The sequence below is a fragment of the Spongiibacter taiwanensis genome, from assembly GCF_023702635.1.
In the GTDB taxonomy this organism is placed as follows: domain Bacteria; phylum Pseudomonadota; class Gammaproteobacteria; order Pseudomonadales; family Spongiibacteraceae; genus Spongiibacter; species Spongiibacter taiwanensis.
Genome location: NZ_CP098455.1, coordinates 623047 through 649218 on the forward strand (window position 1 = coordinate 623047; position 26172 = coordinate 649218).

Sequence of the window (26172 nt, forward strand, 5' to 3'; positions counted from 1 at the left end):
TCAATAGTGAATGCAAAAGGTCATTTTTACCTCGGAATAGCTGATCTAATCGGAAGATCACGCAATCAGTATGTTTATAAAAAGTACCTACAACTGACGTTCCCTGCTTTTGGTAGCGGAATTTTTCGATTCGGGACTTAATTTCCCATAGCCCCTCGTATTGCAATTGCCCAACTACGGAGCTTGAACAAAAAAAACACGATAGCTTGTCATCTACAAGCATTAGCGAGCCTAGGACAAGATAGATCCGACTGATGGTTTTAGAGGCGGGGCCACTGGCCTGTAATCTCACGACGGTGTGTTGGGGGTATGGATTCATCCGCTGCCGAATGCAGCCTAATTTTGACTGCTCCAAGCATGACTCGTCGGAGCGAAACATCATTTGCTCGCCCAGATTGCCTGAGCGTCTTTATAAATGACCGTGACAGCGTCTGAGCCTACAGGATCAATATGGGCGACTTTAACGATGTCGTCGCCCTGTATACCCCGAATTTCAGCCCCTGACTTGATATCTTCGAGTTTCAGCATTCTTATTGAGATTCCTTTCCCTGACCGCAGGGAGTGTAGCAGCAAGCCTGACCAGCAGGTAGGTATTAGCTCCAGAATGTAGCTAGGTATCTGTTGCGCAATGAGTTTTTTGACCATGCGCGCAGAAGCACGGACTAAAAAATGTGCCGGCCCCAGTTATTATGTTATTAAAATCCAAATGCCTTTATATTTATATATTGTATACATGATCATGTCGCATTTTCAGGCAGATGGTACAGCTTGGCGGCAAAACTCTAAGCTGGAATGAGCATTTTTTTAATCAATTACTGGTTGACCAAAATCCCCATTTATCGCGCCAGCCTTGCTGACAGAACGTGTATGTGGTCTAAGCAGCGCGAGACCTTGAAGCTCAACGCAGTAGCCATCTCGAGCATATTTGAGTGCCGAGGAGAGGATCTTTCGGGCATTGTTGCGGATCAGCCTTGGGATGATACCGGCCGTCATGTGTTCGCGGAAATTGCAATACACGGAGACCGGTATACAGTCGATGCGAAAACCTTCCTAAAGCGACCGGCTCAATTTCGAAGCTTAAAGCTGCTGTAACGACTCCGACGGGGGATGTTCCACCTCGATTACCTTTAATCTGGACGGAGTTTTGGCGAGTTGTGTTCGACTAGCCGATATAACTGATCTCTGATCGGTTCAGGCTCTGCTTAACAGATACATCCCGAAGGCATTTGGCAGTGTCTCACTCCAGCATAGACAATCGTCCACACTAATTTTTGCTTGGTATCCAGCGCATTCAGGCTCGCTCATCCTGATGTTCTGTGCGGATGTACCCCCCCAGCAACCGCATCAGGCAATGCTGGCAGATATCGCACTCAATCAACGTTCCGTCACCAAATATGGATCCATAGCTGCCAGTCGTGAGGATGTGATGAAATTCCTGCATCTCCAGACCGTCACGGTATGTCGTCTGGCATATATCGCAGGTGATCGCGTTCAGGCGGTCGATCTCTATCGTTTCCGTCACTGTATGCTTCATATCTATGCCTCCCTGTCCATTTGTAAGAAATCGAAAATTCCACGTCACGGTGCTTTTGTCGGGGCTGATCGCTGCTCACGCAGGGCGCGAATCGCCTCATCGGAATCCGCGTGATCGACCCGATGGAGCCAGTCCATGAAGAGGTCTGGCGCCATAACATATGCCACACGCTTGCCCTTTCTGGAGACAATGTAGATATCAGGGTTGCCTTTCTCCAGATTTTTTATGACCTTGTTCAATTCCCGCTTCAGGCGCCTCGGCGATATCAGCTCAAGAATCATCATGTGCTCCTTTTTGCCCAGCCGTATCCACCGCGTCTTGACCGGCCTCGAATTCACGCAGAATAGCTGTGAACTCAGCGAAGGCTTCTTCTAGCTCCTGGCGACGGATGCTTTGTAACCACCTCTCATAACTAACTACCGCTCCTGAGATTTGTCCATTTTTGGTGAGCAAGTACATGTCGACGCCACCCCGCGCTAGGTTTTTCGCGATGGGGCGTCTCTCCCTGGCATATCTGGCGGCCGTAATAGTCTTAATCCGCATTTTTTGATGCCTCCCTGAAGTTGATCTCGTATTGGGTAGACGTCGTTCCCGATAGGCGCTCAGCAGCTACTCTGTCGGCCGCATTGATCCCGAACAGCCGGTTCGCGATCAGCGGGTAGAACAAGAGTGAGGGGACGTGGCCAAAGACGTCGACACGCCCCGCTCTGCCCCTTACCGCCAGTTCGTTGCTCTCAACGACCCCGAAAAGCGTCCAGGTCAAGCCGACGAGGAACTCCTCAGCCATGTTCGCCATGTACGGGATTGTGACCTCTCGCTTGGGTAAGGGCCTCAGCTGGCGCTGCTGTTGTTCAAAACCAGGTGTTTGCTGACTCATTTTTGCCACTCTCTTTGGGTAAGGGTGATATCCGCACTCTGGCGGTCCAGTGCGGACACCAATCGGTAGACTGCATGGTGGTGCCGGGGCGCCCAGTGTCCTGGCTTGAAAAAGCCCCGGATCAAATTGGCCATCTCCGGATCAACCATCTCCAGTTGAGCAAGAGGAGCAGCCATCATCTCCAAGCCCGCCATTTCATGCGGCTGGCGCGCTCCGCGTGGATAACAACTACTTCCAACTAGAGTGACCGTTTTGCCGATGTCGTGAAGCAGGATAAGTACTGTCGCCAGATCTCGCTTTGGGCCCGGGCATTGGTACAGCGGCTGCCCTTCAAATCGCCGTAGCATGTCGGCGCTATGTTCTAGCAATCCGCCCTGATGGGCGTGGTGATGGCGGTAGCTGCCAGGGGCATTCAGGAAACCCATTGCTGTACTGGCATCACTAAACACCCCCGACAGAAACTGGGATAACGGCGCATGACCAATGGCCTCCCAATGGCGGACAACGGCTCTAAGGTCTGGAATGTACAATGGCAGCACCCACTCTCGGGGCAATAGCGCTCGGGCAGACACGGTGGCCCCAGGATCAAGTCGCTTAAAAGCCCCGATCTTGATGACATTACGACCATTCAACATCCGCAACTCACCGAACACCCTGACAATATCGCCGTGATTCACATCACGCTGTCGGGGAAGGAAGTGGTCATGCCGCAGCACTGCAGTCGCGGTACCCGCAATACAACCCAACTCCAGCCGGGTACAGCCCTGCCCTGCCCGGTTCAGCCGGTCAATCCGACCCAGGACGCGGAAGTAGTAGTCCCTGAGCGGCACACTGTCTTGTGCTTGCAATGCCGCTGGTGATGTCGGCACGAGATGGTGACCATTCCCTTCAAATAGTCGCTGCATTGCATTCCTCCTCGCCGACGCTCTCACTGGAGGCGGATCCCGCCACGGTAATCACGTTCATGCTTGCTCTCCTTCCGCCAACAGCCGATCGAAGGCTGAGCCATCCTGCCGCGTCAGATTGGGCACGTAGCGGGAATACACGCGAAATAGCATTTCAGTCGAGGTATGACCCAGCTGCGTGGCGATCCATTCTGGCGACTCACCGGCGGCTAACCAGAGCGTGGCGGCGGTGTGCCGTGTCTGGTATGGGCGCCGTGGTTCCAGGGCAAGGAAACGAAGCAGGGGGTACCACACGCGATCAGTGAAGTTTTTGTTGTCCAATGGCAGGCCCCTGGTATTGCAAAACACGTATTCACTGAGTTTTCGCGTCGCTGCCTCCTGCTTTTTCAGCGCCAGATAGACCAATTCCGACATGCGTATCTCCCGCTGACTCCCATCGGTCTTTGTATATTCGGTGCGCCCTTTCGAGAACGCCTCGCGAATCAGGATCTGACGCCGCTCGAAATCAACGAACCGCCACTTAAGGCCGTGGAGCTCACCGGACCGCATTCCGGTGAAGAAGCGAACTGTCATGTAGGGGTTGTAGTCCTCCCGGACTTTCTCGAGGATGAGCCGTACCTCCTCCAGAGAAAACGGCTGGATGTCCTTCTTCTGTACTTTGAGACGTTTGATGCGTTCCGTCGGGCTGGTAAAGCCATACCGGTCAGCAGCCTCATCCAAGATGGCCTTAAGGGAGCCAACAATTTCGTTGATGGTTTTAGCACTTAGCATCTTGTCGTTATGACCGGGGACTTTGGCAAGTGTCGACCGAAACGACAGCACTTCCGCTTTGGTGATGCTGTTGACGCTTTTATCCGCAAATGCCGGCATCAGGTGCCGTTTCAGGATGGACTGCTGAAGCTCCAGCGTCGCCTTGCGCCAACGAACCTCGTTTTCGATCAGCCACTGCTCCGCAAACACTTGGAAATTTGGGCAGTCCATCGATTCCTGCAAGGGCATCTGCTGTACCCGGGCCACTGATGCCTGTGCGGGTGACTGAAGACGGAGCCCTTCTTCTTGAACAAGCTTCTGGCCGGTTTTGGAGTTCGGAAAATACGCAAGGTAGTCGAATTGACCGAGCATGATCTCGGCTTCAATTTTCTTTAAGACCTGCTCCATTTTCCTGCGGTTTGGCGGCGTATCTTCTAATCGAGTCTGCTCTCTACAGCGCTGGCCCCTAAAAAAGAAATCAAAGTATAAAAATCCTGTTTCTTTTCTCACTCGAATTTTAGACACGACACATTCCTCCTGATGACATGGGGATATCAATGGAAGTGACGGGCCGAACTTTTTTCATATCCCTTTCGATGGTTTCCCAAATGTAGAGAATTTTTCGCCCACCGAAAGGACGAAAGTAATGCACTCCTTCCAACAAAACTGAATCTTTCAGCTGGTTCCGGATTGTCCGAGCATCGTATTTAATCCGCGCCGAGAGCTCGTCAGTAGTCAAAAACGTTTGATCAGGCATTTGCGTCACTCCTTCTATGCTAGAATTTCGAAATGACAAAAAGCCATCAAGGGAGGCGGTTTGTCATCCTGAATAACATTCTAGCTGGAAAAATGACTTTTTCAACACCTTTTTTGCATTCTGGATGACAAATAAATTTTTAGAATGATTAAATGCCACTTAAGTAGACTCATGGGCGAGCGAAAATTGAAAGTGACCGATGTCGCACGAGACACAGGCCTGCACAGAAATACGATAACGTTGCTCTACAAAGAGACAGCCACAAGGGTGGACCTTGAGGCTATTGATAAGCTCTGCGACTATTTCAACTGCGATGTGAAAGATCTGTTTGAGCGCATAGAGGGATAACAGCAACATCGTGTGCTTTAGGCATGCACCAAGAGGTCAAGCCGAACTATAGGGCCGGAAGATGTGTCACAAAACCTGTCACAAACCTGCCACAGCCCCAAATTTCAGGCATAAAAAAGCCCAGCCATAGGCTGGGCTTTTCCGTTGCAATTCAGCAACTTAATAATGGCGCGCTCGGGAGGATTCGAACCTCCGACCGCCTGGTTCGTAGCCAGGTACTCTATCCAGCTGAGCTACGAGCGCGTCGAGGGTGCGTACTATATTGAAGGTGTCCGGTACTGTCAACGCTGGCACCGAATATTTTTAATAAAAGATGGCCGGGGCCTTTTTCCCGGCAATCCCTTGATTTCGTTGATTCTTTTTTCACCATTTTGGGCAGATTTCAGTCACCCCCAGCCTCTTTTCCAGGTGGGAAGCAATGACCAACACCACCGTCGCGATGCGGCGCGCGTTCGGTCAGGGAGACTCAAGTTCCGCTGCAACCTGCCGATAACAAGTTGAGTCATTGGGAAATATGTCATGGTAATCATTAACCCCACAGTGCCCAGCCAACCTGCCGCGGTGAACCGCCCGGCCGGTCCTGCGCCGGTGATTCCCGCTGACCGGGTGTTGATTGCCACCGTACTGGGTGAGCGCGCCAACCATTTATACGAGTTGGCCTCTGGCAATTTGCGCCTGATGGCCGAAAGCCAGACCCCATTGCGCAGCGGCGAAGAATTGCGATTGATGCTCAGCGGCCGGGACCATCGCCAACGCCCCACCCTGCGGATTCTTAACGCTCCGGCCAGCGAAGTGAACCGGCAACTTCGCCAGCTGCTCCCCAATCAGCAGCCGCTGCCACAGGCGATGGCAACACTGGTATCAGCCTCATTGCAGGCAAGCCAGCAACCTGCCGCTCAATTCGCCAGAGCGCTGCTGGGTCAGTTGCCCCAGCCCGAGCAGCTGTTCGACGCCGCGAACCTGCGCAAGCAGGTGTTACGCAGCGGCACCTTTATGGAGGCGAACCTGCTCAATACCGGCAATACGCCGTCGCCAACATCCGCACCAGCGGCCCAGCAACCTGATCTGAAAGCCGCCATGCTGAAGTTGCTGCAGCAGCTTCAGAACGAATCCCAAACGACACCCAAAGGGGCGGCACCACCTGGCTCAGGCAATAGCAAAACCAGCGCCTATCCCCCCGTGAGCCCGTCCGGCGCCAGCGCGACAGCCGCCGCCCCCTTGCCGCCCCCGCTGAACCTGCCGGCAACACCTGGCGCGCCCCCCATCGATCGCCAGCAGCAATTGGCCAAGGCCTACCCGACGCCCTCATCGGGATCAGAGCTGCCCGGAGAGCTGTTTCCACAGGGGCGCAAAGCACTGCAACCACCTTCAACAAGCGAAGCGCAGCTAACCCTTCGCCTGCTGGCAGATATCAAATCAGCCCTGGCCAGAATTGAATCGAACCAGCTGCTCCATCTGCGCCAACCGGAGGGTCAACCAGCCTCACTGATGGTGGAGCTACCGGTGCTCGACCGGGATGGTGTGGACCTCTGGCAAATGCAGTTCCTGTGGAACCGGGATCAGCGACAAGGTGAATCTCCCGGCGCGCAAGAGGGCCCGGAGACGACACGGGAGCGACGCTGGCAGGTCAAACTCAGCTTCGATCTACCGGGGCTGGGCCCGATTCAGGTGGCATTGGAGTGGGAAAAGGAAACCCTCTCCAGCCGTTTCAATTTCGCGCACAGCCATACGCTCAGCCTTTTCGAGCAGCATTTGCACGAGCTGCGGGACGGCCTGGTCGCCCAGGGTGTGGATTCCCCCCAACTCGCCTTGCAACTCGGCCTGTCATCAAGCCGTGGTGAAAACAGTCTGAGCGAGACCACATTTATCCAGGTGAAAGCATGAGCGGACCGCAGCAACCAGAACAGGTGGCCGTCAGCCTGCACTACGACGGCCGCAATGCGCCTCAGCTCACCGCGAAAGGCGAAGGCGAGGTGGCCAGGCGCATTCTGGAACTGGCCACTGAGCACGATATTCCCATCTACCAGAATGCCGACCTGATGAAACTGCTGATGCAGGTTGAACTGGACGAGGAAATCCCCCGGGGATTGTATGTGGCAGTGGCCGAAATTATCGCCTTCGCTTACCGGCTAAAGGACAAAGTTCCTGAGGGATATACCGAGTAACACAGGGAGGAACGGGCCGACGCGACAACACCCGCCCCGATTTGCAAATTAGCTGATACCCAGCTTCTTCATTTTCTCAGCCAGGGTGGTCCGCTGCAGGCCAAGCAATTGCGCGGCACGCGTGATGACCCCGTCTTCCTTGCGCAGTGCTTCCACAATAAACCACTGTTCCAGGTCCTGGAGATAGCCTTTCAAATCCATGCCAGCGCTAGGCAGCACGGGTGAACCACTGCCCAGGTTATTCACCATGGGCGCACTCTCGTCGGCCTCGTCCTGGCGGTCCCGAGTCAGGGCATCCAACAGCGCAGCCTGGTCCTGACCGTTATCGCTGTCCAGGTCGTCATCTGCCGTGTCCACCACATCCAGAGAGCGGTATTGCCGGGGCAGGTCTGACGACCTAACCACCTGCCCGCTGTGGGTGATGGACATCCGCTCCATCAGGTTTTCCAGCTCCCGGACATTGCCGGGCCAGGAGTAGCGCTGCAATGAGCGCATGGCGGAACTTGAAAAACGCGGGGTCCGCATGCCCCGGCTCTCCAAGCGAGCCATAAACTTGCCCATCAGTACGGCAACATCTTCCGGGTGCTCACGCAGCGGCGGCACCTCGATGGGGAAGACTTCCAGGCGATAGAACAGGTCCTGACGGAAGCTGCCTTCATTGACCATGTCTTCCAGATTGCGATGGGTTGCGGCCAAAATCCGCACGTTGCACTTCTGGGTCTGATTGCTGCCCACTCGCTCGAAACTTTTCTCTTGCAGCACCCGCAGCAATTTCACCTGCATGGGTAGGCTCATATCGCCAATCTCGTCGAGAAACAGGGTGCCGCCCTCGGCCATTTCAAAGCGACCTTTGCGCGTGGCTACGGCGCCGGTAAAGGCCCCCTTTTCATGGCCAAACAGCTCGCTTTCCAACAGGTCTGCCGGAATGGCGCCACAGTTAACGGGAATAAAAGGCTGGCCTGCGCGGTTGGAAGATTCATGGATTCGACGGGCAACCACTTCCTTACCCGCACCGGATTCACCACGAATCAGAACCAGGGTGTCGAACTCAGCGACCTGTTTGATTACGCGCTCTAAATCGCACATAACCTTGGACACCAGGCCACCTCGCTGCGTTGTCATATTCTGAGATTTACTGCGGGTTGGGTTAGCCAACATACCATCCATTACCAAGCTCCCCCCAAATAATCAGCATGTCTGTCGCAATGCTGGAGCGTCTCAAAACCACGACTTTTATTGGTTTACATCTTTATGCTAAGACAGAAGCGGTATCGATCTAATACGTAAATCTTCTTAGAAAACCTAACGCTTTGCTTATGTTTTTTTTTGGGGCAGCTACGCTGTCTCAGAATTCCCACGATATCGGCAAGTCTGCCCTTACTTTTCAACAGTGTGCCGAAAGCGGATGGGGGAACCAATAAGCGCTTACCACTAGGCGGGTATGGATTAGGCGAGTTAAAGGTGTGCCCCGCCCATAAACCGCATGGGACGGGACACGGGGGAAGAGGAACTACACGCTGTTGCTGAGATAGGTATCGACCTGACGCATTCCCCGGGAAGCAGCCCCGGATTCCTTCACCAGTTGGTGGCGAAAGTTATACAGAATGTCGGATACCTGATGATCAATATCCAGAATACTGCGGATCACCCGGGACACTTCAGCGCTCTCGGCGGGCGCACAGGGTTCGGCAAAGAAGGCGTCCATACTCAGGCGACGATGGCGCTGGAGCTTGACCGCCGACCCCCAATCGCCCAGCTCAGCAAAGCTCAAAATTTGTTCGCTCAGATCGAGCAGACCGCTTAGTTCGCGCTGCCGAGGGCTCAGTCCGTCTGAATGTCTAAAGGTTTCGATTCCCACAATGTCACCTCATACCGCAACTGTTGACACGTCTTGCTGGCTCTGGGGGATGGCATCCCAAGCCTCTTTCAACTCACGCAGTAAGGCTGCAACTTCTTCGAGCGCGGGTACATCATTGTTGATGTTTGAGATCAACAGGCGCCGATTCATATAGTCATACAGGTTTTCGAGATTCTCACTCATTTCACCGTCGACGTTATGATCGAGACTCATGCGCAGACCATCAATAATGGAGATCACTTTGCCGATGGTGGTCGCTTTATTGACCGTCTCATTACGCTGCATCTGGCCCTTGGCTGCGGCCAGGCGATCCAGCGCGCCATCGAGCAGCAATTGGATCAAGCGGTGCGGGCTCGCGCCGGTCACCTGGGTTTGCGCACCGATGTTACTGTAGGCCCGACTGGCCATTCCCGCTGTGTAAGTCATTGCCCTACCTCGTGTTTGTCCATCTTCTACTTACCTTATCGGCAGCGAGAGAGGCTTCTTTATCGGTTTCTTACCCAGTATTTATACGGATTTCTCGATGCGAGCTGCGTTCAGCTTACTTGTTGTTATTGCTGGCAATGCCAGGCAGATTTGCCAGCTGCTGGTTGAGAAACTCGCCAGTGCTACTGAGCTGACCAATCAAACTATCCAAAGCGGAAAACTGCGCGGTGTAGCGCGCTTCAATCGCCGCAATACGACGCTCCAGGGCATCGCGCTGATCGTTAATGCGGTCGATCTGGCTTTCCAATCCATCGGTACGCGTCGAAAGCAAACCGCCCGTATCGGTCAGGCTACTGATCAGCGAGTCCAGGCGGGAGGCATAGCCGGTATCGCCTGCGAAAAGACTGGGGATGCTGGCAAAATCACTGTCCAGAATTTCATTCAGCTTGCCTGCGTCGATCTCAAGCTTACCGCTCTCTGCCGTGGTAATGCCCAGTTCGGCCAGGGTATCCAGCTCGGAAGCCGCCCCCGTGGTTGCGGCGCTGATTTCCTGACGCAGGCGGTTAGCGATGTTGCGGGTGGTGGAATCCCCCTGCAGCAAGCCGGCGGTATCCGCTTCGGGATTATAGGCGGTGAGGTCTTTCACCGTGGTAATCAGCTTGTTATAGCTGGTCACAAAACTTTCGATGCTCTTGCGCACGGAAGAAGTATCTTTACTCACCACCAGATTGATATTTTCACCCGGCTTGGCGGTTTTGAGATTCAGGGTCACACCCTCAATCATGCCGGTAACCTGGTCGTTGGGGCTGGTCTGGGTGAAGCCATCGACCATCACAATGGAATCCTTCGCTTCCACTTTCTGGGTCATGGCGTTGCTGGCCGCTAATGGGTCAAATGCCAGCTTGCTCAAATCACCGGTGTCGTCCACCGCCGGTGTCGCCGTCACGGTGAGGCGATTTTCCACACCGCTATTATTGGCACTGAGAACCAGATGTGCGCCGTCCTGGTCGGTCACAATACTGGCAGTCACGCCAAAATTGTCGGCGTGATTATTAATCTGGTCGCGGATCGCCGACAGCGAATCGCTGCCGCTCGCGATGGCGAAGGAGAAAGATTCACCGTTAGCAGAGATGCTCAGTGTACCGGTGCCAACCACAGTGTCTGAATCGGTGAATGCCTCGGAAGCAATTTTATGGCGGGTCGCCAGCTGCTCCACCGACACCGCGTAGTTACCGGCCACCGCTGAGGTGGTCGCGCTGGCAGTGAATACCGTGGCATCACCAACCGTGGTGCTGCGCTTGGCAAAGGTTGTCGGGTCTTTCAGGGCAGTCAGGCTGGTTTTGAACTCACTCAACGCGGACTTCAGGGTGCCATAGGCCGACATCCTCGCCTGAATCAGCGCCTCTTTGGCATCGAGACGATTTTGCTGCGGCGCGCGTTCTGCCGTGACGAGCTGGGAAACAATACTGTTGATATCCAATCCCGAGCCGATACCTGAAGCTGTAAGCGATGCCATGTTGTCTCCAGCATACAACGTGATTCAGAAGAACGTGATTCAAAAATCGTAATTCAAACAACGTAATTTTCTATTCAAACTATACTACTCAGCCGCAAGCAGCGCAGATCGTACTTTCCCCTACCGCGGCGAAATCGATCAGTCATTACGCCTGATCGTCAATGAAACTCCCGGTTCCTTCAATAAACGTGCGCGCAATGTGCAGCAGCTCCTCTGGCGGAATCTGGCGGATGACTTCACCGCTTTCAGCATGGATAACCTTGAGGACAGTCAGCCCCGTGTCTTGATCCACCGAAAACTCCAGTTCGCGGCGCCGGTCTTTCAATATTTCATTCAGACGCGCCACCGCCTCTTCAGTTTTCTCAACATCCGGCGCGCGCCCCTGGTCAGCCAGCGCCACAACAGCGAGGGCCAGGCGGCTCACTTCAGGTTGGCCTGAGCTTTTGGCCTCGAGCTCTGACCCAGAGCCCGGTGCACTGGATACAGACGCGGCCTGCTGTCGAACCGGCCCAGCTTCAGCTTTAGCGGCTGGCACGCTTCGCACAGCGTTGCTTATCGAAAGATTGGTGTCCATTTGTCACCTACCTCGCCGGCTGAGAATTATCTGCCGACATGCAAAAACGGCGGCAAGAGCTGAACGGCCCTTCCGCCAAATCCGACATAAATTGTTAAGCCAAAAAATCCCCGCAGCCTGGGCTGCGGGGCGGTTTCGGCTTACTGCAGCAGGCTGAGTACACTCTGCGGCAGGGAGTTGGCCTGGGCCAGGATCGCGGTACCCGCTTGCTGCAGGATTTGCGCCTTGGTCAGGTTGGCAGTTTCGGCGGCGAAGTCCGCATCCAGAATCCGGCCACGCGATGCAGACAGGTTTTCAGAAATGGTCTGCAGGTTGGTGATGGTGGATTCGAAGCGGTTTTGTACCGCACCGAAGGTGCTGCGCAAGTCGCTCACGGTGGTCAGCGCGGCGTCGATCCGGCTGATGGTGTCGTTAGAGCCAGCCACAGTAGACACTGACACGGAAGACAGGGTGCTGGTGTCCTTAGTGATGCTGTTGGCATGACCAATATCAGCGAACTGGCCAGTCATTGCGATGTTTTCAGTGGAAGTAAGGCTGATCGTGCCGCGATTGTTGGTGAGTGTGCCGGTGTTGTTGGTGGCCACGTCTGTGCTGAAGCCACCAGCAGGGGCTGTGCCGCCACCAACATTGGTCAACGTTGAAGTGACGTCAATGTTGCGACCATCAGCAGTCGACAGGGTTAACTCATCAGCAACCGAGTCATAACTCGCGGTCACACCAGTTTGGTTGGAGTACAAGTTGATCTGAGCAGCCATATCCGAGGCGGTAATGTCACCTCCAGTCAAATCGTATGAAGAGTAGATATTGACTGAGTTGATGGTGAGGTCGTAGGTGTCTGCACCGGTATCACCCGCAGTGATGTCGGTAAAGCCATCGTCAACCACGCTGTTGGAGGCGGTTGCAGTCAAGCCAGGTACACCGCTTGAGTTGATTGCAACGGCTTTGGCGTAGGCGCTAGTAGCGGCCTGGCCATTGTCACTGCCAGCAACGGACGCTTGTACCGAGACAGCGGCATTGCTACCCACCGCAATGGTCAAACCGCCATCTGTCAGGGCGTTGGCGGTGACCGCTCCACCAGTTGCAGTGGCGATTTGCCCCATTTGGGTAGACTTCACACCGGTGGTCAAGTTAACGCTGATGGTCTCGCCCACATTGGCGCCAACTTGGAAAGTAGCGGTGCCGAAGGTGCCATCAAGAATCTTGGTGCCGTTGAAGGCAGTTTGACCACCGATCCGGTCGATCTCAGCCAGACGCTGCTGTACTTCAGCATCCAGCGCGGCGCGGTCAGAGGCAGAGTACGTGGAGTTGGCAGACTGTACCGCCAGCTCGCGGATGCGCTGCAGGTTGTTGGTGATTTCGTCCAGCGCGGCCTCACCGGTTTGAGCCAGTGAGATACCGTCGTTGGCGTTACGAACCGCCTGGTTCAGACCATTGATCTGGGTAGTGAAGCGGGTTGAGATGGCCAAGCCTGCAGCATCGTCTTTGGCGCTGTTAATACGCAGGCCAGTAGACAGACGTTGCAGGGAGGTGTTCAGGGTGTCTTGTGAGCGCGACAGGTTACGCTGTGCGTTCAGGGAGGCGACGTTGGTGTTGATACTAAGTGCCATGGTGTTTCTCCTAATCTCATCGAGATAAAGACTGTCGTCTTTGTTAAGCAGCGGCCTGTCGGCTTCGTTGCGCTTTCAAACTCTGTATCGGTGAGAAGGAAAAAACCTTTAAGAATTTTAGGGTTAGTAGATGTACCTAGTGGGCCTAACGTATTAAAAAAGCGGCACGTTTCGGACGAGTAGAGCACTGCAGTTGACGGGTGTAAACAGGGGACTTTGATTGTCTGAAGTCTGAGGCCAGGTAACACGCAAAACCCCATTCTGAGAATTTGGCGCGATAGCAAGTTGATTACGCCGTACATCGCCCCGCCCCCAGATCAATCCCGGGGTAAGCTTCGAACCGGGGCCCAGACGGCTACGAACGCAAGCCACTGGATTCCGGATCGCAAAAAAACGCGTCCGGAATGACAAAATATCTCTTAGGCCGACAAGAAGCGCATAACATAACGCGCCGCATCTCCCGTCTCCCGTCATGCGTCCCACAACCGCCGTCAGACCGGCAGCGCAGCCGCCTTAAAGATAATTAAACAACGACAGGCCCTGCACCTTGGCAAAGGCCTGCTGGGCGGCCTGTAGGCCGAGCAGCTGCTGGTTCATCCGGCTGATGCCCTCGGCGTAGTCCAGTTCCGTAATATCGGCAAGGGATTCCTGAAGGCGAATTTCGGCGCCCGCGTTAATATCCATTTGCGATTCCAGTGACTGCATCCGCGCGCCGACACCGGCTTGTTTGTCCACCAGATGGGATATGGCCTGATCCAGATTCGATATCACCGCGTTAATCTGATTGGTTAAAGTGGCCCGATCCGCAGCACTGGAACGGGAGGTATCCAGTGCCGTCGCAAACTCCGCAACGGTAGCGAACACATCCTTAACGCGAGCGGGTGCCAACTCGATACTGTCTCCGGCGGCCGGTCTACCGGTCAGATTTACCGTCATCCCGGCAACGGTGATGCTATCGCCGCGTTGGTAGTTACCGGCAGCCACAACTCCTCCACCGCTATCCACCACCTGATATTGGTCCGGGGCAGTAAATTCGATCCGCAGCCCGGCGCCAGTGAATTGGGAAGGGTCGGACACCGAGCCTCCCTCCGCAATCAAATCGCCCTGGTTAGCGGCGCTAGGCAAAACCTGAAAGCGACCATTGCCGCTGGGAATATTCATGAAAATCGCCGACCCGGGGTCGCCATCAGCAATAGCCGCCGCAGGGCCAATCTCCAGCTGTCGCACGCCATCATCGCCATTATAGGTCACAGACCCGTTGGCATAGCTGAAGGGCTGACTCCCCTCTTTGAAGCCAGCGAAGATAAAGTTGCCGCTGCTGTCGCGCGTATTGGCATAGCCCACCAGGCTGTTTAATTGTTGCCAGACCTCGTTCGCAATGGCCTTGCGGCTTTCGTTGTCCTGAGTGGCGTTGGCCCCTTGCACGGCAAGATCCCGAATGCGCTGCAGCACTTCAACGCTGTTGCCTAACACCCCCTCTTCCAAACGCAGGCGGTTGTCCAGCACATTGGCATTGCGCTGATACTGGCCGGTGCGCTCCAGGGCCCGGGTCAATTCCTGAGCCCGGACACTGCCGACCGGGTCGTCGGCGGGAGACAATAATTTCTTCCCGGTTGCCACTTGCTCCTGGGTTTTGGCCAGCCGAGCCTGCTGCTCCAGCATGGCACCCAGGCCCTTGGCGTAAATCTGTCCGGTGGAGATTCTCATGGTGTCACTACCTCAATACGCCGCTTAGCGGAACGCCGCCATCAGCGCCTGAAACATGTCGTTGGCGGCACTGGTGGCCTTGGCCGCTGCCTGATAGGCCTGCTGGAACTTGAGCAAATTGGCCGCCTCTTCGTCCAGATTCACCCCGGATATCTCCTGCTGGCGGGCCTGGGTCTGGGTCAGCAAATTCTGCTGGGACTGCCGGTTGACCTCGGCGCTGCGGGTCGCCACGGCAACATCGCCAACCAACCCGCTCAGGGTGGTTTGCAAGCTGGCGGTGCCGCCGTTCAAAACACCTTTGGTCTCAGTGGCCACCAGCTTCAAGGCATTGCGGTTGTCGCCCACCCCGCCAACGTTGGCGCCGATAAAAAAGCGATCACCTGCCGCTGGATTACCGTTAATGCTGAGCCGATTGCCGTTAATGTCGATATTCGCACTCGGAACGTAGCTAAAGCTGCCACTGCCGTTGATGCTATAGGTGGTCGGGCTCGTGAACTCAATGGTCACATCACTGAGCAAGGCCGGGTCGCTGGGATCAATAATCTCTGTCTGACTGATACTGGCGCCGCCGGCATTGTCAGGTTCGGCACGGGTGCGGGTTGGCGCCGCTGCGGCTATTCGCGCAGGGTCATTAATCAACACCGAGAGGTGACGGGGCGCATCCGCGGTGGGGCGCAGCAAAAAGCGATCCCCTGTCGCCGGCGTATTGCTGACCACAAAGCTGACACCCTGATAGACAAAGGGGTCAGCCGCTGTGCCCGCACCTGTCACACCCGTCACGGGCACCTGACTGCCTGCGGTATAAAAATTCCAGTTGCTGCCATCAAAGCGCATCAGCACATTGTCGCCAGTGATCTGGCCCATATCGGTGATTTGCGCGGTTACCGTCGCATTGCCGGTGTTGGCGGTGGAGCGAAAAGCCTGGGGTTCAGAGATGCCAAACAAGGCCTGACCCATATCGCCGTTCAGGTCCATACCTGCCTGGTTTTGTTCGTTTAAGGTGGTGGCCAGGGTAACCGTAATCCGGCCCAGCTCGCTTTTCGCCTCGCTGAGAATGCCGTCCCGGAAGGACAGCACGCCGCCCAGCACACCGCCGCTGACAATGTCAGAAATCACCGCATTGCCGCCACTTTTCTGCAGGGCCAGCTCCACCCGATCAGGCTCAAACTCGCTGCGCACCGCCGCCAACTGGGTGCTCTTTTGTCCCAACACTAGGGATTCGCCGTTGGCGATAAACACGTTCAGCGCGCCGTCGTCCTGTACCACGGTCTTGATACCAATCAGCTCATTGAGCTGGATGACGGCTTGGTCCCGCTTATCCAGCAGGTCATTGGCCGCTGTGCCAAACTGCCCTTCGCTCTCTGAGATCAACCGGTTCATTTCGGCAACCTGTGCGGCCAGGTCATTGATAGATGCCACCGAGCTGCTAATGCGCAGATTGACCTCTTTATCCATGGACGACATTTGCGAATCCAGCTCCGCAATCCGCGACGCCAGGGAATTGGCTTCGGCAATCATTAACTGGCGCGACGAAATCGAACTCGGGTCGTCCGCCATGTCCTGAATGCTGTTGTAGAACCGCGACATGGACGACGCCAGGCCGATGTCCGGATCGGCCACCACATTGTCCAGTTGGACGGCCAGCTTGTAGTAGCTGTCCAGATGGTTAAAGCCCGCCGTCGCATCGCGCAACTGGCTGGTGGCAAATTCATCGTAAACCCGCCGCACCGAGGAGAGGCTCACCCCGGAGCCAATGCTCAGGTTGCCCACCTGCTGAGGTGTGCGACTGGAAAAGTCGACCCGCTGGCGGCTGTAGCCTTCGGTATCGGCATTAGCGATATTGTGACTGCTAGTAGCCATCGCCCGCTGGTAGGACACCAGCGCCGACAGAGAATTGCCCAACATATCACCCATGATTTACCTCTCTAAAGACGACATATCGGCACCGCTGGCCATTTCCTGAATACGGGCCTGGCGCAATTGCAGGCGCAGAGAGTCCGCCGTGGCGGTCAACTCGCCACTGCTCGACTCGGATACTCCCTGTTGCCGGGCAAGTTGCTTGGCGATGACTTCAGCCAGGCCAATACCCTGATGCTCAGACATCGACACCGACAACTGACTGTCGAGCATGTCCTGATACATTTTCTGGCCGGAGTCGGAGAACAACCCGCCCTCGGGCACGGTGTCGCGCATGCTTTTCAGCATCATCTGCACAAACAGGGCCTCAAACTGCCGCGCGACCGGCATCGCCGCTTCTTCCGGGCTTTGTGCAGCCTCTTTCTTGAGCGCCGCCAGACCGGAAAAGTCGTGATAGTTTTGGGCCTTGATATCCATTTAGATCACCACCAGCTCGGCGCGCAGCGCGCCCGCTTGATCCAGCGCCTCGAGGATCGCCACCAGGTCACCAGGGGCCGCGCCCACCGAGTTAATCGCCTTGACGATTTCCTCCAGGGTGACCCCGGCATCGAGCAGGAACATTCGCGAGCCTGATTCAGTCACTTCAATGGACGATTCCGGGGTGACCACCGTGGTGCCGCCTCGGCTGAAGGGTTGGGGCTGGCTGACATTCAGGTTTTCGCTGATCGATACCGTCAAGGAACCGTGGGTCACCGCGGCGGGCATCACCCGGACGTTGCCACCGATAACAATGGTGCCCGTGCGGGAGTTCACCACGACCTTGGCACCGGCTTCCGCCGGGGTGATTTCCAGACTTTCCAGCAACGAGATAAAGGTCACGCTGCGATCCGGGTTGCTGGGGCCAAGCACTTTCACGGAGGCAGAATCCAGCGCGCTGGCAGTGCCCGCACCGAACTTGCTGTTAATTTCCTGGGCCAGACGGTGAGCGGTGGTGAAATCGGGCTTCTTCAAATTCAACATGATTTCACCGTTAGCGGCCATAGTGCTGGGCGCGGCCCGCTCGACGGTCGCGCCATTGGGAATACGACCGGCGCTGGGGATGTTTACGGTTACCCGGGAGCCGTCATTGCCGGAAGCGCCCAAACCGCCCACCAGCAAGCTGCCCTGGGCAATGGCGTAGACCTGGCCATCTGCTCCCATCAGGGGCGCCATCAACAGGCTGCCGCCGCGCAGGCTGGCAGCATTACCAATGGATGACACCGTAATATCAATGGTCTGGCCGGGCTTGGCGAAGGGCGGCAAATTGGCATGCACGGTGACCGCAGCCACGTTTTTCAGCTGGGGGTTCACATTATCCGGCACCCGAATGCCAAAGCCGCTGAGCATGTTTTTAATGCTTTGCACGGTAAAAGGCGCCTGACTGGTTTGGTCCCCGGTGCCACTCAAGCCCACCACCAGACCGTAGCCCACCAGTTGGTTTTCCCGCACCCCGGCGACGCTAACCAGATCCTTCACCCGATCGGCCCGGGCAACCTGGCTCAAGCCAAGCATCAGGCTGGCCGACAACAGCGCCGACAGTAGGCCCTTACCAAGATTCACCGACAGTTTCTTCATCATGTTTCTCCTACCACCCTCAGAAGGGCGACAGCACGGACTGGAACAGGCGGCCAAGCCAGCCCATGGAATTGGCATCGGCCAAGGTACCTTTGCCGCTGTAGGCAATGCGGGCATCGGCCACTTTGTAAGACGGCACCGTGTTGTCCGCCGCAATGTCCTCTGGGCGAACAATGCCCATCAGGCGGATAAATTCTTCGCCCTGGTTAATCGTCACCCACTTTTCGCCGCGCACCCGCAGGCTGCCGTTAGTTAGCACCTCAGACACGGTAACGGTAATGCTGCCGGTCAGGCTGTTGCTCTGGGAGCTGCTGCCCTGCCCCGAAAACTCCTGCTCGTTGCCGACCGAGGTATCAATGGGAATGCCGCCGCGGGTCACCGCCCGGCCGAGTACAGTCGCCCCCGGAATCTCCAGATCACTGCTTTTGCTGGTGGCAGTGGTAGACGACTTACTGGCATCGGTCTTTTCCTGCAGGGTGACGGTAATAATGTCCCCCACCTGGCGGGCCCGACGGTCGAGGAAGAGCTTCATGCCATAGTTCGGCCGATAAATTGATCCGGCGGTCGCCGGCGGCATCGGCTCAACCGGTACCGCCGCTGACTCCCAATTGGCGTTGTTGCGGGCCGCCGGGTTCTGGGCGCAGGCGCCCAAGGCAGCGAGTACGGCGATCAGCAGCAGGCGGGTAAAGTGAGTTCTACGCATGGTGTCGTCCCGGGGCCGAAGCCGAATTACATATTGTTGTTAACATATTGCATCATCTGATCACTGGTGGAGATGGCCTTGGAATTCATCTCATAGGCACGCTGGGTTTCGATCATATTCACCAGCTCTTCCACCACGTTCACGTTAGAGCCTTCCAGGGCGCCTTGGGCAACCGTGCCCATGCCGGTCAAGCCGGGGGTGCCGGTTTGGGGCGCACCGCTAGAGGCGGATTCCAGATACAGGTTTTCGCCCCGGGCCTGCAGACCGGAGGCATTCACAAAATCGGCCAGCTGCAGGCTGCCGATTTGTAATGGTGTGGTTTCCCCAGCGATCAGGGCGCTCACCACCCCGTCGCTACCCACGGTAATGCTCTGGGTGCCCTGGGGCACGGTGATACCGGGCTCCACGATATTGCCGGTGTTGGTGACCAGTTGTCCCTGGTCATCCAGCTGAAAGGCACCGTCACGGGTGTACGCCATGGAGCCATCGGGCATGCGGATCTGAAAGAAGCCGCGGCCCTGAATAGCCAGGTCCAGCGAGTTGCCAGTCTGGTTCATGCTGCCCTGCTGATGGATTTTCTCGGTCGACACCACCCGCACCCCGGTTCCCACAGCCAGGCCACTGGGTGAACGGGTTTGCTGGGAGGTTTGGCCGCCCACCTGACGCTGATTCTGGTACAGCAGGTCTTCAAAGGACGCCCGGTCCCGCTTGAAGCCGGTGGTATTGGCGTTGGCCAGGTTGTTACTGGTGACCTGCATCCGGGTTTGCTGGGCATCCAGGCCGGTTTTTGCGACCCACAGAGATGAGTTCATACTGTCGTTCCTCTTATTCCAATCGCATCAGACGTGCGCTGGTTTCGTCGATGGTTTTGGCGGTATCCATCACCTTCACCTGCATTTCAAACTGGCGCGCCAGCGCGATCATATTCACCATGGCGTCCACCGCATTCACATTGGATGACTCCAAACTGCCGGCGGTAATTCGCACCGCCGCCGAGGTTTCTGCCTGACCGCCATCCTTCAGGCGGATCAAGCCATCTTCCCCTTTCACCAATTGCGCGGGGTCCGCATCCACCAGGCGAATGCGGTCCACTGTCACTTGGGATTCCGGCCCCTGGCCCAGGGGGACAATCGACACGGTGCCATCGTCACCAATAAACAGGCTTTGATGATCGGGAATGGCCACCGGGCCGCCGTCACCCATCACCGGTTGGCCGGCGCCGTTAATCAACATGCCATCACTGGTCAGACTGAAATCGCCCCGACGACTGTAGGCTTCGCTGCCATCGGCAGCCTGCACCGCAAACCAGCCGCTGCCGCGAATAGCCACGTCCAGGTCGCGGCCGGTGCTCATCACCGCGCCCGGGGTAAAGTCGGTTTCCGTGCCCGCCATCACCGCATTGGCGCGGGTGGCGTGGCCCGGTCCGTCAATGTTCTGGGTCATCAGGCTTTGAAAGTCAGCCCGAAATCCCGCAGTGCTGACGTTGGCCAGATTGTTGGCATTGTTGGTCTGTGCCATTTGGGTGTGCTTCGCACCGGTCATGCCGAGAAAAACCAATCTGTCCATCGTCTGCTCCTTACTCGCTTATCTGCTTCAGCTCAGTCATTAGCGAATATTGATAATCGCCTGAGTTACCTGGTCAGATGTGGAGATCATCTGGGTGTTGGCCTGGAAATTCCGCTGGGCGGTGATCATTTCCACCAGCTCGGCGGTCAAGTCCACGTTGGAACCCTCCAGGGCACCGGCTTGCAACAGCCCAAAATTGGAAGTACCAGCCTCACCCAAGCGCGGACCACCCGAGGTATAGGTTTCCGCCCAAGAAGTATCGCCCTGCTGCTGCAGGCCATTGGGGTTGGAGAAGATCGCCATCGCCACTTTTCCCAGTTGCGAAGACTGGCCATTGGTGAAGCGGGCAGAGACCACCCCGGTGCTGCTGACTTCGATGCCGGTCATCCGGCCCGTGGTGAAACCATCCTGCTGCAGGTTGTTCACGCTGAACTCCTGGCCATACTGGGTGGTGTCGATGTAGTTAAAGCTCAGGTTCAGATCGGCGGCACCGGTGCCGGGATCGTAGGCTGGATAGGTAACCAGACCTGAGGCCGGGCTGGTCAAAATACCGGCATTATCAAAGGTCAGGGTATTGGCGCCACCCACCGGGTTGTCGTCCACATACAAGCGCTGACTCCAGTTGTTAGCAGTGGGCTCCTTAATAAAGTACATGGTCGCCGTATGGCTGGTGCCCAGGGAGTCGTACACCGTCATCGAGGTAGCGTGGTTGTAGCTCGAGGGCAAGGTCGGGTCGAATGGGCTCGCCGCCGGGACGGGCGCATTGGCAGGCAGATTCAAACCAATGTCGGTGCGGCTGGTCTGTTGCGGTGGGTTCTCGGTGATCTGCAGTTTCAGATCGGCCAGGGAGCCGGTGGCAAAGGTGCCATTGGCGGCCGCCGGAAACACCTGCAGTTTTTCCAGGTTGCTGTTCACCACGTAGCCGTCACGATCAACGCTGAAGGCCCCGGCGCGGGTATAGGTAATCCCGTTGGCGCCTTTCATGGTGAAGAAGCCCTCACCGCTGATGGCCAGGTCCAGGTTGTTATCGGTGAAGTCGATATTGCCCTGGGAGAACTGCTGGGTAATGGTGTTCAGACGCACACCGGCACCGGGGGTGGTGGCCGTGACGTCGTTGTTCGAGGTGGCGAATACGTCCGCAAAGGACGACCGGGAACTCTTGAAGCCCGTGGTATTCACGTTGGCGATGTTATGCGCCGTGATATCCAGGTGGGCAGAGGCGGCGTTCAATCCACTCAGTGCGATACGAAAGCTCATAATGTCACTCCTACTGGCATAGCGATCCCACCGGGATCAACGAATTTCGATAACCTGGGAAAGCGCCACAGTGCCCAATCCCTTCAATTGCAATTGTGCGCTGCCGCCATTACTGGGCACGCTCACGCTGTTTACGGCCGCCCGCACCTGGGTTCCCAGGGCTTCCTGGGTATTGCCGTTACGATAGCTGGCTTGAATCTGATAGTTGCCGGGTGGCAGGCGGTTGCCATTCAGGCCCACCCCATTCCACTCAAAGGGCACATCGCCGGCGTTTTGTGGCCCCAGGGACACCTTGCCCACCACCTCGCCGCCAGGTGTCAGAATTTCAACATTCACGGCGGTGCTGCTGACCGGCAGGGTCAACTGCCCGCCCACACCACCCGAGGACGGCAGGGCAATTTTGTTGGAGTCGACCAGCACTTCTTTGCCAATCAATGAGGAGGCTTCAAGGAGCTGGGCCGAGTACAGCGAATCCGCCAGCGTGGCAAGGTTGGCATTCATCTCGCTGATGCCGCTGACCGAGGTCAGCTGGGCCATTTGGCTAATAAATTCGGTGTTGTCGGTGGGTTTGAAGGGGTCCTGGTTTTTCAACTGTTGGAGCATCAACTTCATAAAGTCGTCCTGATCCAACGAGCTGGCATCTTTCTTGGCGGCAGCAGAGGCTTGCTGCAATTCAGTCACGGAGCGAAGTTCCATCCCCTATTCCTCAGTTCTGGCCCAGTTGCAACGTGCGCAGCAACAGGGCTTTGGTGGTGGAAAAAACCTCGGCGTTATTCTGATAGGCCCGAGAGGCAGAAATCATATTTGCCATCTCCTCCACCGTATTCACGTTGGACTCATAGACGTAACCGTCAGCATCCGCCATCGGGTTGCCGGGCTCGTAACGCTTCTGAATGGGCGCTTCACTCTCTACTACACCGGTGACCGCCACACTGGTGGTTGCCCGCTGCTGATCCATCACCGCGGAAAACACCGGCTGTTTGGCCCGGTAGGCGTCTTCTTCGCTACCACTGATGGAATCGGCATTGGCCAGGTTGCTGGCCACGGTATTGAGGCGCAGCATTTGCGCGTTCATCGCAGCTGCGGCCAGATCCAAAGAATTAGCCATGGCTTAGCGGCCTCCCTGAATAATGGATTTCAAACTGCTGAAGCGGCTGCCCAAGAACTGCAGCGTGCTCTGGTAACGCAGGGCATTGTCGGCAAACTCGGCCTGCTCAACGTGGCTTTCTACTGTGTTGCCGTCCAGGGAGGGCTGCTGGGGATTACGGTATTTCAAATCAACCGCTTCTACCCCGTTGGCGCTTGCGTTGACCGGCCCCAGGTCCATATGCCCGGCTCGGGTTTTTGCCACCGCCAAATTCATGCCCAACTGCCCTTCGGCCTGACCCAGTGCAGCGCGAAAATCGATGTCGCGGGCTTTGTACCCAGGGGTTTCCGCGTTGGCGATATTTCCTGCCAACACTTCATTACGGCGCTCGCGCAGGTACAACGCCTGCTCGTGAACTCCCAATGCCTTGTTAAAATTAATTGCCATCGTGTTACCCGTTTTCCGAAAAATGCCACTAAAGTTTTTCGTTTTTCATCCGATAAACTCTATGAAGCGGCGTTTAAAGTCGGACTTGCGTGTTTGACAGGGACGAGGCAAACGCTGTGCCAATATTTTTTGTTGTTATTTTTCAGACAGATACAAAAGCAAAGACGGCAAATAGCCAAAAATTCGGCAGATTTTTTCCTCTCCAGCGGCAAAGTTTCGACGCCGCATAACTACCTAGTTACCTGCGTACTTCCCTCCACTGTCGCCATAGCCCAGCAGCATCCCTGACGCTGGCACAGCAATTGCAAAACCCTCTACAGAACCACATAACTGACAAAAAATTGGCGATTTGCTGGAGAAACTGGGTAACTGACGATGGCAACAGGACATTTCATCAAGGCCTTACTGTTAAGCGGCGCATGTATCGCGACACTTGCCCAGGCCAGTTATGCCCAAGCCGGTTACGAAAGCCCTGAGCGCATCGCCGCGACGGCCAAGGCCTATATTGCGGCCCGCAATCCCTGGAAAGACATGAACACCGAGGTGACGGCCGATCGGCTCGATCCGCGCAGCAAGCTAGCCAAGTGCGACGCTGCGCTGGAGGCCTTTCTGCCGCCGGGTGGCCGGATCAAACGGCGGACGACCGTCGGTGTACGCTGCACCAGTGGCCAAGCCTGGAAGATTTACGTGCCAGTGAGCATCGCCGCCTATACCAAGGTGATGGTCGCCCGGTATCCCATCGCCCCCGGCAGCCTGATTCGCGCCGAGGACGTGAGCTGGAGCAAACGGGATATCGCTACGCTGGGCTATGGCTATCTGCGCAGCCTCGAAGGCCGCGGCGGCTATCGCGCCCGCTACAGCATTGCCCAGGGCGCCGTGCTCACCCCCAATATGGTGGAGGCCGACAGCGCCATTCAGAAGGGTCAAAAAGTTTACTTAAACAGCAACACTGGCGGCATCAAGGTAACCATGGCCGGAATCGCCATGGAAAACGCGCCGCTGGGCGGCCGGATCAAGGTTAAAAACCTAAGCTCTGGCAAGCAGTTGGAAGGGGTTGTGGAGTCAGACCACCAGGTTCTGATTCCGTGAACAGGGCCGCAATTTATGGGCAATAGTCACACTAAAGTTTTCCGCCTGACGGCCGATAACCAAGATAAAGCGATTCGCTTAAAGGATATCAACCATGATCTACCGTATTGATGGTGGCTCCCCCAGCCAAACCGGCAAGCTGGACACCAGCCGGGCCAGCGGCAAAGCCGGCACCAGCAATGCCCCAAGCCAAATCGAGGCGCCGTCGACCGGCATGTCGAAGGCCGATGCCCCCCTGCTCGCCTCTGCCCGCGCGGCGGTGAACGCCAGCGACGGCATTGACCGGGCCAAGGTCGACGCGATCAAAACTGCCATTCGCAACGGCGAATACGTCGTGGACGCCAAGCGGCTGGCGGCAGCCTTTATCGACATGGAAATGGTATCGGTGCGCTGATATGGAATATCTCGATCTGCTGCAAGCCATCGAAACCCATAGCGCTGCACTGGAAGCTCTGTTGAGCCAGGAGTGCGAAAATCTGGAGCGGGCACCCGAGCACGGCCAATTGCTGGCACTGGCTGAGCAAAAAACCCGCCTCAGCACCACCCTGCAGACTCTAGAGGCCCAGCGCCAGGCCTATTTAAGCAGCCACCCCGAAGTCTCACCACAATTGCCCGACACTATCCGGCTCAGCCTGGCCAACTGCCAGCGACTGAATCAGCAGGCCGGCGCCCATGTGTCGTCGCAATTGCGCTATACCCGTCGCGCCCTGGATATTCTCGGGCTTGGCGATGACGGCGGCGTGTATACCGCCAATGGCGTCAGCCAGCAAAACTCCCGCAGCCACGCACTGGCCAAAGCCTAATCACCTACCCGCAACCAGCCTCCCCCGTCATTGATATCGGGGGATGCCCGCTTACTTTTCCGCCCGGGACATAAACCGGCGCTCTTCAACATTCACCTTAATGCGATCACCCGTAGCGATGTACTCCGGCACCTGCACGGTCAAGCCCGTCGACAATTTGGCGGGCTTGGTCCGGGAGGTCGCCGATGCGCCTTTAATTGAAGGGTCCGTCTCTACCACATCCAGCTCCACACTGGTCGGCATATCCAGCGCCACCGGCATATCGTTGACCACCACGACATGCACGCCGGGCGTATCCTCGTTGATAAACATCATCTCTTCAGCGATGGCGTCTTTATTGAGGTTGTAGAGGGAGAAATCTTCCTGATCGAGAAACACATGCTCATCGCCATCGGCATAGGAATACATCACCGCTCGACGGCTTAAATCGGCAAAATTCAAAATATCCGAGTCCTTAAAGGTCTCGTCGATCTTGTGGCCGGTCACCACATCGTACATACGCATCCGGTATAAACTACCCCCGGCCCGACCCTGGGGCGCCGAACGCTCGATATCCTTCACCATGTAAGTGCCGCCGTTGTAATCCAACGCCATATTCTTTTTGATCTCACTCGCCTTCGGCATGGGCTTGCTTCCTGTATAGGGGCCGGGCTAGCCCGGCAGATTTGCGTGGCGGAATTTTAGGAGTGATAGCGGGGATTTGTATAGCGATTAATCCACGACGG

At 56.3% G+C, this 26172-nt stretch carries 32 protein-coding genes and 1 tRNA gene; 6 read left to right on the forward strand and 27 right to left on the reverse strand.

Features of this window, described 5'->3' with window-relative positions; translation table 11 throughout:
- Positions 1-378 precede the first annotated feature (378 nt).
- From NCG89_RS02985 to NCG89_RS03020, 8 genes are all read right to left on the reverse strand, one after another.
- Positions 379-528 carry a DUF8742 domain-containing protein gene (locus tag NCG89_RS02985; RefSeq protein ID WP_251088291.1) on the reverse strand — a complete coding sequence of 50 codons (150 nt, stop codon included), beginning with the start codon at positions 526-528 and terminating at the stop codon, positions 379-381.
- Between the two features lie 763 nt (positions 529-1291).
- Positions 1292-1534: a hypothetical protein gene (locus NCG89_RS02990; RefSeq protein WP_251088292.1), complete on the reverse strand. Its 243-nt coding sequence runs from the start codon at positions 1532-1534 to the stop codon at positions 1292-1294.
- Between the two features lie 44 nt (positions 1535-1578).
- The gene (locus NCG89_RS02995; protein WP_251088293.1) at positions 1579-1818 is read right to left on the reverse strand and encodes a hypothetical protein; all 240 of its coding nucleotides are present in this window, start codon (positions 1816-1818) and stop codon (positions 1579-1581) included.
- Positions 1805-1993: a hypothetical protein gene (locus NCG89_RS03000; RefSeq protein ID WP_251088294.1), complete on the reverse strand. Its 189-nt coding sequence runs from the start codon at positions 1991-1993 to the stop codon at positions 1805-1807. Before NCG89_RS03000 ends, NCG89_RS02995 begins: the two co-directional genes overlap by 14 nt.
- 73 nt (positions 1994-2066) lie before the next feature.
- Entirely contained in the window at positions 2067-2411 is a 345-nt protein-coding gene (locus tag NCG89_RS03005) for a hypothetical protein (protein WP_251088295.1), read from the reverse strand.
- On the reverse strand, positions 2408-3316 hold the full coding sequence (locus tag NCG89_RS03010; RefSeq protein WP_251088296.1) for a hypothetical protein: 909 nt from the start codon (positions 3314-3316) through the stop codon (positions 2408-2410). The genes NCG89_RS03005 and NCG89_RS03010 overlap by 4 nt, the downstream gene beginning before the upstream one ends.
- 57 nt (positions 3317-3373) lie before the next feature.
- The gene (locus NCG89_RS03015) at positions 3374-4591 is read right to left on the reverse strand and encodes an Arm DNA-binding domain-containing protein (RefSeq protein ID WP_251088297.1); all 1218 of its coding nucleotides are present in this window, start codon (positions 4589-4591) and stop codon (positions 3374-3376) included.
- Positions 4584-4823, reverse strand: coding sequence for a hypothetical protein (locus NCG89_RS03020; RefSeq protein ID WP_251088298.1), 240 nt, complete (start codon positions 4821-4823; stop codon positions 4584-4586). The genes NCG89_RS03015 and NCG89_RS03020 overlap by 8 nt, the downstream gene beginning before the upstream one ends.
- Positions 4824-4994: 171 nt before the next feature.
- Between NCG89_RS03020 and NCG89_RS03025 the strand changes: the two genes are divergently transcribed.
- Positions 4995-5171, forward strand: a complete 177-nt coding sequence (locus tag NCG89_RS03025; RefSeq protein WP_432757881.1) for a helix-turn-helix domain-containing protein — start codon at positions 4995-4997, stop codon at positions 5169-5171.
- Between the two features lie 166 nt (positions 5172-5337).
- On the opposite strand, the gene NCG89_RS03030 is transcribed toward NCG89_RS03025, so the two are convergent.
- Positions 5338-5414 (reverse strand) — tRNA-Arg (locus tag NCG89_RS03030).
- Positions 5415-5690: 276 nt separating this feature from the next.
- Here NCG89_RS03030 and fliK point away from each other — a divergent pair.
- Together fliK and NCG89_RS03040 are read left to right on the forward strand one after the other, a co-directional pair.
- Positions 5691-7055, forward strand: coding sequence for a flagellar hook-length control protein FliK (gene fliK / locus NCG89_RS03035; protein WP_251088300.1), 1365 nt, complete (start codon positions 5691-5693; stop codon positions 7053-7055).
- Positions 7052-7336, forward strand: coding sequence for an EscU/YscU/HrcU family type III secretion system export apparatus switch protein (locus tag NCG89_RS03040; protein ID WP_251088301.1), 285 nt, complete (start codon positions 7052-7054; stop codon positions 7334-7336). The genes fliK and NCG89_RS03040 overlap by 4 nt, the downstream gene beginning before the upstream one ends.
- A gap of 48 nt (positions 7337-7384) precedes the next feature.
- On the opposite strand, the gene NCG89_RS03045 is transcribed toward NCG89_RS03040, so the two are convergent.
- From NCG89_RS03045 to flgB, 17 genes are all read right to left on the reverse strand, one after another.
- Complete coding sequence (locus NCG89_RS03045; RefSeq protein WP_251088302.1) at positions 7385-8503, reverse strand: sigma-54 interaction domain-containing protein; 1119 nt, start codon at positions 8501-8503, stop codon at positions 7385-7387.
- A 343-nt stretch (positions 8504-8846) separates the two neighbouring features.
- A complete protein-coding gene (locus NCG89_RS03050) occupies positions 8847-9194 on the reverse strand; it encodes a flagellar protein FliT (RefSeq protein ID WP_251088303.1) in 348 nt (115 codons plus the stop codon).
- A 9-nt stretch (positions 9195-9203) separates the two neighbouring features.
- On the reverse strand, positions 9204-9620 hold the full coding sequence (gene fliS, locus NCG89_RS03055; RefSeq protein ID WP_251088304.1) for a flagellar export chaperone FliS: 417 nt from the start codon (positions 9618-9620) through the stop codon (positions 9204-9206).
- Positions 9621-9735: 115 nt separating this feature from the next.
- A complete protein-coding gene (gene fliD, locus NCG89_RS03060) occupies positions 9736-11136 on the reverse strand; it encodes a flagellar filament capping protein FliD (protein ID WP_251088305.1) in 1401 nt (466 codons plus the stop codon).
- Positions 11137-11281: 145 nt separating this feature from the next.
- Positions 11282-11560, reverse strand: coding sequence for a flagellar protein FlaG (locus NCG89_RS03065; RefSeq protein WP_251088306.1), 279 nt, complete (start codon positions 11558-11560; stop codon positions 11282-11284).
- A 290-nt stretch (positions 11561-11850) separates the two neighbouring features.
- Positions 11851-13317 (reverse strand): flagellin N-terminal helical domain-containing protein, encoded by a 1467-nt coding sequence (locus NCG89_RS16860; RefSeq protein ID WP_285236387.1) that lies wholly within the window; start codon positions 13315-13317, stop codon positions 11851-11853.
- Positions 13318-13830: 513 nt separating this feature from the next.
- Positions 13831-15024 (reverse strand): flagellar hook-associated protein FlgL, encoded by a 1194-nt coding sequence (flgL, locus tag NCG89_RS03085; protein WP_251088307.1) that lies wholly within the window; start codon positions 15022-15024, stop codon positions 13831-13833.
- Positions 15025-15048: 24 nt separating this feature from the next.
- Positions 15049-16938, reverse strand: a complete 1890-nt coding sequence (gene flgK, locus NCG89_RS03090) for a flagellar hook-associated protein FlgK (RefSeq protein WP_251088308.1) — start codon at positions 16936-16938, stop codon at positions 15049-15051.
- Between the two features lie 3 nt (positions 16939-16941).
- Entirely contained in the window at positions 16942-17358 is a 417-nt protein-coding gene (locus NCG89_RS03095) for a rod-binding protein (protein WP_251088309.1), read from the reverse strand.
- A complete protein-coding gene (locus NCG89_RS03100) occupies positions 17359-18498 on the reverse strand; it encodes a flagellar basal body P-ring protein FlgI (protein WP_285236388.1) in 1140 nt (379 codons plus the stop codon).
- Between the two features lie 16 nt (positions 18499-18514).
- Positions 18515-19198 carry a flagellar basal body L-ring protein FlgH gene (gene flgH, locus NCG89_RS03105; RefSeq protein ID WP_251088310.1) on the reverse strand — a complete coding sequence of 228 codons (684 nt, stop codon included), beginning with the start codon at positions 19196-19198 and terminating at the stop codon, positions 18515-18517.
- Positions 19199-19224: 26 nt separating this feature from the next.
- Complete coding sequence (flgG, locus tag NCG89_RS03110) at positions 19225-20010, reverse strand: flagellar basal-body rod protein FlgG (RefSeq protein WP_251088311.1); 786 nt, start codon at positions 20008-20010, stop codon at positions 19225-19227.
- A 13-nt stretch (positions 20011-20023) separates the two neighbouring features.
- The gene (flgF, locus tag NCG89_RS03115) at positions 20024-20764 is read right to left on the reverse strand and encodes a flagellar basal-body rod protein FlgF (protein ID WP_251088312.1); all 741 of its coding nucleotides are present in this window, start codon (positions 20762-20764) and stop codon (positions 20024-20026) included.
- Between the two features lie 39 nt (positions 20765-20803).
- On the reverse strand, positions 20804-22021 hold the full coding sequence (gene flgE / locus NCG89_RS03120) for a flagellar hook protein FlgE (protein ID WP_251088313.1): 1218 nt from the start codon (positions 22019-22021) through the stop codon (positions 20804-20806).
- A 36-nt stretch (positions 22022-22057) separates the two neighbouring features.
- The gene (locus NCG89_RS03125; protein ID WP_251088314.1) at positions 22058-22717 is read right to left on the reverse strand and encodes a flagellar hook assembly protein FlgD; all 660 of its coding nucleotides are present in this window, start codon (positions 22715-22717) and stop codon (positions 22058-22060) included.
- 10 nt (positions 22718-22727) lie between these two features.
- Positions 22728-23129: a flagellar basal body rod protein FlgC gene (flgC, locus tag NCG89_RS03130; RefSeq protein ID WP_251088315.1), complete on the reverse strand. Its 402-nt coding sequence runs from the start codon at positions 23127-23129 to the stop codon at positions 22728-22730.
- A gap of 3 nt (positions 23130-23132) precedes the next feature.
- Entirely contained in the window at positions 23133-23555 is a 423-nt protein-coding gene (gene flgB, locus NCG89_RS03135; protein WP_251088316.1) for a flagellar basal body rod protein FlgB, read from the reverse strand.
- A 375-nt stretch (positions 23556-23930) separates the two neighbouring features.
- Between flgB and flgA the strand changes: the two genes are divergently transcribed.
- The 3 genes from flgA to NCG89_RS03150 all read left to right on the forward strand — a co-directional run bounded on the left by flgA (position 23931) and on the right by NCG89_RS03150 (position 25447).
- Positions 23931-24644, forward strand: a complete 714-nt coding sequence (gene flgA, locus NCG89_RS03140) for a flagellar basal body P-ring formation chaperone FlgA (protein WP_251088317.1) — start codon at positions 23931-23933, stop codon at positions 24642-24644.
- A gap of 94 nt (positions 24645-24738) precedes the next feature.
- Positions 24739-25038, forward strand: a complete 300-nt coding sequence (gene flgM / locus NCG89_RS03145; protein ID WP_251088318.1) for a flagellar biosynthesis anti-sigma factor FlgM — start codon at positions 24739-24741, stop codon at positions 25036-25038.
- Position 25039: 1 nt separating this feature from the next.
- Positions 25040-25447: a flagellar export chaperone FlgN gene (locus NCG89_RS03150; RefSeq protein ID WP_251088319.1), complete on the forward strand. Its 408-nt coding sequence runs from the start codon at positions 25040-25042 to the stop codon at positions 25445-25447.
- Between the two features lie 51 nt (positions 25448-25498).
- Here NCG89_RS03150 and efpL read toward each other — a convergent pair whose 3' ends face one another.
- Positions 25499-26071 carry an elongation factor P-like protein EfpL gene (gene efpL / locus NCG89_RS03155; protein WP_251088320.1) on the reverse strand — a complete coding sequence of 191 codons (573 nt, stop codon included), beginning with the start codon at positions 26069-26071 and terminating at the stop codon, positions 25499-25501.
- Between the last annotated feature and the right edge of the window lie 101 nt (positions 26072-26172).

Bases quoted from the DNA above. Each gene is read 5' to 3' on its own strand.
- NCG89_RS02985 (WP_251088291.1), bottom strand. From the start codon at position 528: ATGCTGAAACTCGAAGATATCAAGTCAGGGGCTGAAATTCGGGGTATA.
- NCG89_RS02990 (WP_251088292.1), bottom strand. From the start codon at position 1,534: ATGAAGCATACAGTGACGGAAACGATAGAGATCGACCGCCTGAACGCG.
- NCG89_RS02995 (WP_251088293.1), bottom strand. From the start codon at position 1,818: ATGATGATTCTTGAGCTGATATCGCCGAGGCGCCTGAAGCGGGAATTG.
- NCG89_RS03000 (WP_251088294.1), bottom strand. From the start codon at position 1,993: ATGTACTTGCTCACCAAAAATGGACAAATCTCAGGAGCGGTAGTTAGT.
- NCG89_RS03005 (WP_251088295.1), bottom strand. From the start codon at position 2,411: ATGAGTCAGCAAACACCTGGTTTTGAACAACAGCAGCGCCAGCTGAGG.
- NCG89_RS03010 (WP_251088296.1), bottom strand. From the start codon at position 3,316: ATGCAGCGACTATTTGAAGGGAATGGTCACCATCTCGTGCCGACATCA.
- NCG89_RS03020 (WP_251088298.1), bottom strand. From the start codon at position 4,823: ATGCCTGATCAAACGTTTTTGACTACTGACGAGCTCTCGGCGCGGATT.
- NCG89_RS03025 (WP_432757881.1), top strand. From the start codon at position 4,995: ATGGGCGAGCGAAAATTGAAAGTGACCGATGTCGCACGAGACACAGGC.
- fliK (WP_251088300.1), top strand. From the start codon at position 5,691: ATGGTAATCATTAACCCCACAGTGCCCAGCCAACCTGCCGCGGTGAAC.
- NCG89_RS03040 (WP_251088301.1), top strand. From the start codon at position 7,052: ATGAGCGGACCGCAGCAACCAGAACAGGTGGCCGTCAGCCTGCACTAC.
- NCG89_RS03045 (WP_251088302.1), bottom strand. From the start codon at position 8,503: ATGGATGGTATGTTGGCTAACCCAACCCGCAGTAAATCTCAGAATATG.
- fliS (WP_251088304.1), bottom strand. From the start codon at position 9,620: ATGACTTACACAGCGGGAATGGCCAGTCGGGCCTACAGTAACATCGGT.
- fliD (WP_251088305.1), bottom strand. From the start codon at position 11,136: ATGGCATCGCTTACAGCTTCAGGTATCGGCTCGGGATTGGATATCAAC.
- NCG89_RS16860 (WP_285236387.1), bottom strand. From the start codon at position 13,317: ATGGCACTTAGTATCAACACCAACGTCGCCTCCCTGAACGCACAGCGT.
- flgL (WP_251088307.1), bottom strand. From the start codon at position 15,024: ATGAGAATCTCCACCGGACAGATTTACGCCAAGGGCCTGGGTGCCATG.
- flgK (WP_251088308.1), bottom strand. From the start codon at position 16,938: ATGGGTGATATGTTGGGCAATTCTCTGTCGGCGCTGGTGTCCTACCAG.
- NCG89_RS03095 (WP_251088309.1), bottom strand. From the start codon at position 17,358: ATGGATATCAAGGCCCAAAACTATCACGACTTTTCCGGTCTGGCGGCG.
- NCG89_RS03100 (WP_285236388.1), bottom strand. From the start codon at position 18,498: ATGATGAAGAAACTGTCGGTGAATCTTGGTAAGGGCCTACTGTCGGCG.
- flgH (WP_251088310.1), bottom strand. From the start codon at position 19,198: ATGCGTAGAACTCACTTTACCCGCCTGCTGCTGATCGCCGTACTCGCT.
- flgG (WP_251088311.1), bottom strand. From the start codon at position 20,010: ATGAACTCATCTCTGTGGGTCGCAAAAACCGGCCTGGATGCCCAGCAA.
- flgF (WP_251088312.1), bottom strand. From the start codon at position 20,764: ATGGACAGATTGGTTTTTCTCGGCATGACCGGTGCGAAGCACACCCAA.
- flgE (WP_251088313.1), bottom strand. From the start codon at position 22,021: ATGAGCTTTCGTATCGCACTGAGTGGATTGAACGCCGCCTCTGCCCAC.
- NCG89_RS03125 (WP_251088314.1), bottom strand. From the start codon at position 22,717: ATGGAACTTCGCTCCGTGACTGAATTGCAGCAAGCCTCTGCTGCCGCC.
- flgC (WP_251088315.1), bottom strand. From the start codon at position 23,129: ATGGCTAATTCTTTGGATCTGGCCGCAGCTGCGATGAACGCGCAAATG.
- flgB (WP_251088316.1), bottom strand. From the start codon at position 23,555: ATGGCAATTAATTTTAACAAGGCATTGGGAGTTCACGAGCAGGCGTTG.
- flgA (WP_251088317.1), top strand. From the start codon at position 23,931: ATGGCAACAGGACATTTCATCAAGGCCTTACTGTTAAGCGGCGCATGT.
- flgM (WP_251088318.1), top strand. From the start codon at position 24,739: ATGATCTACCGTATTGATGGTGGCTCCCCCAGCCAAACCGGCAAGCTG.
- NCG89_RS03150 (WP_251088319.1), top strand. From the start codon at position 25,040: ATGGAATATCTCGATCTGCTGCAAGCCATCGAAACCCATAGCGCTGCA.
- efpL (WP_251088320.1), bottom strand. From the start codon at position 26,071: ATGCCGAAGGCGAGTGAGATCAAAAAGAATATGGCGTTGGATTACAAC.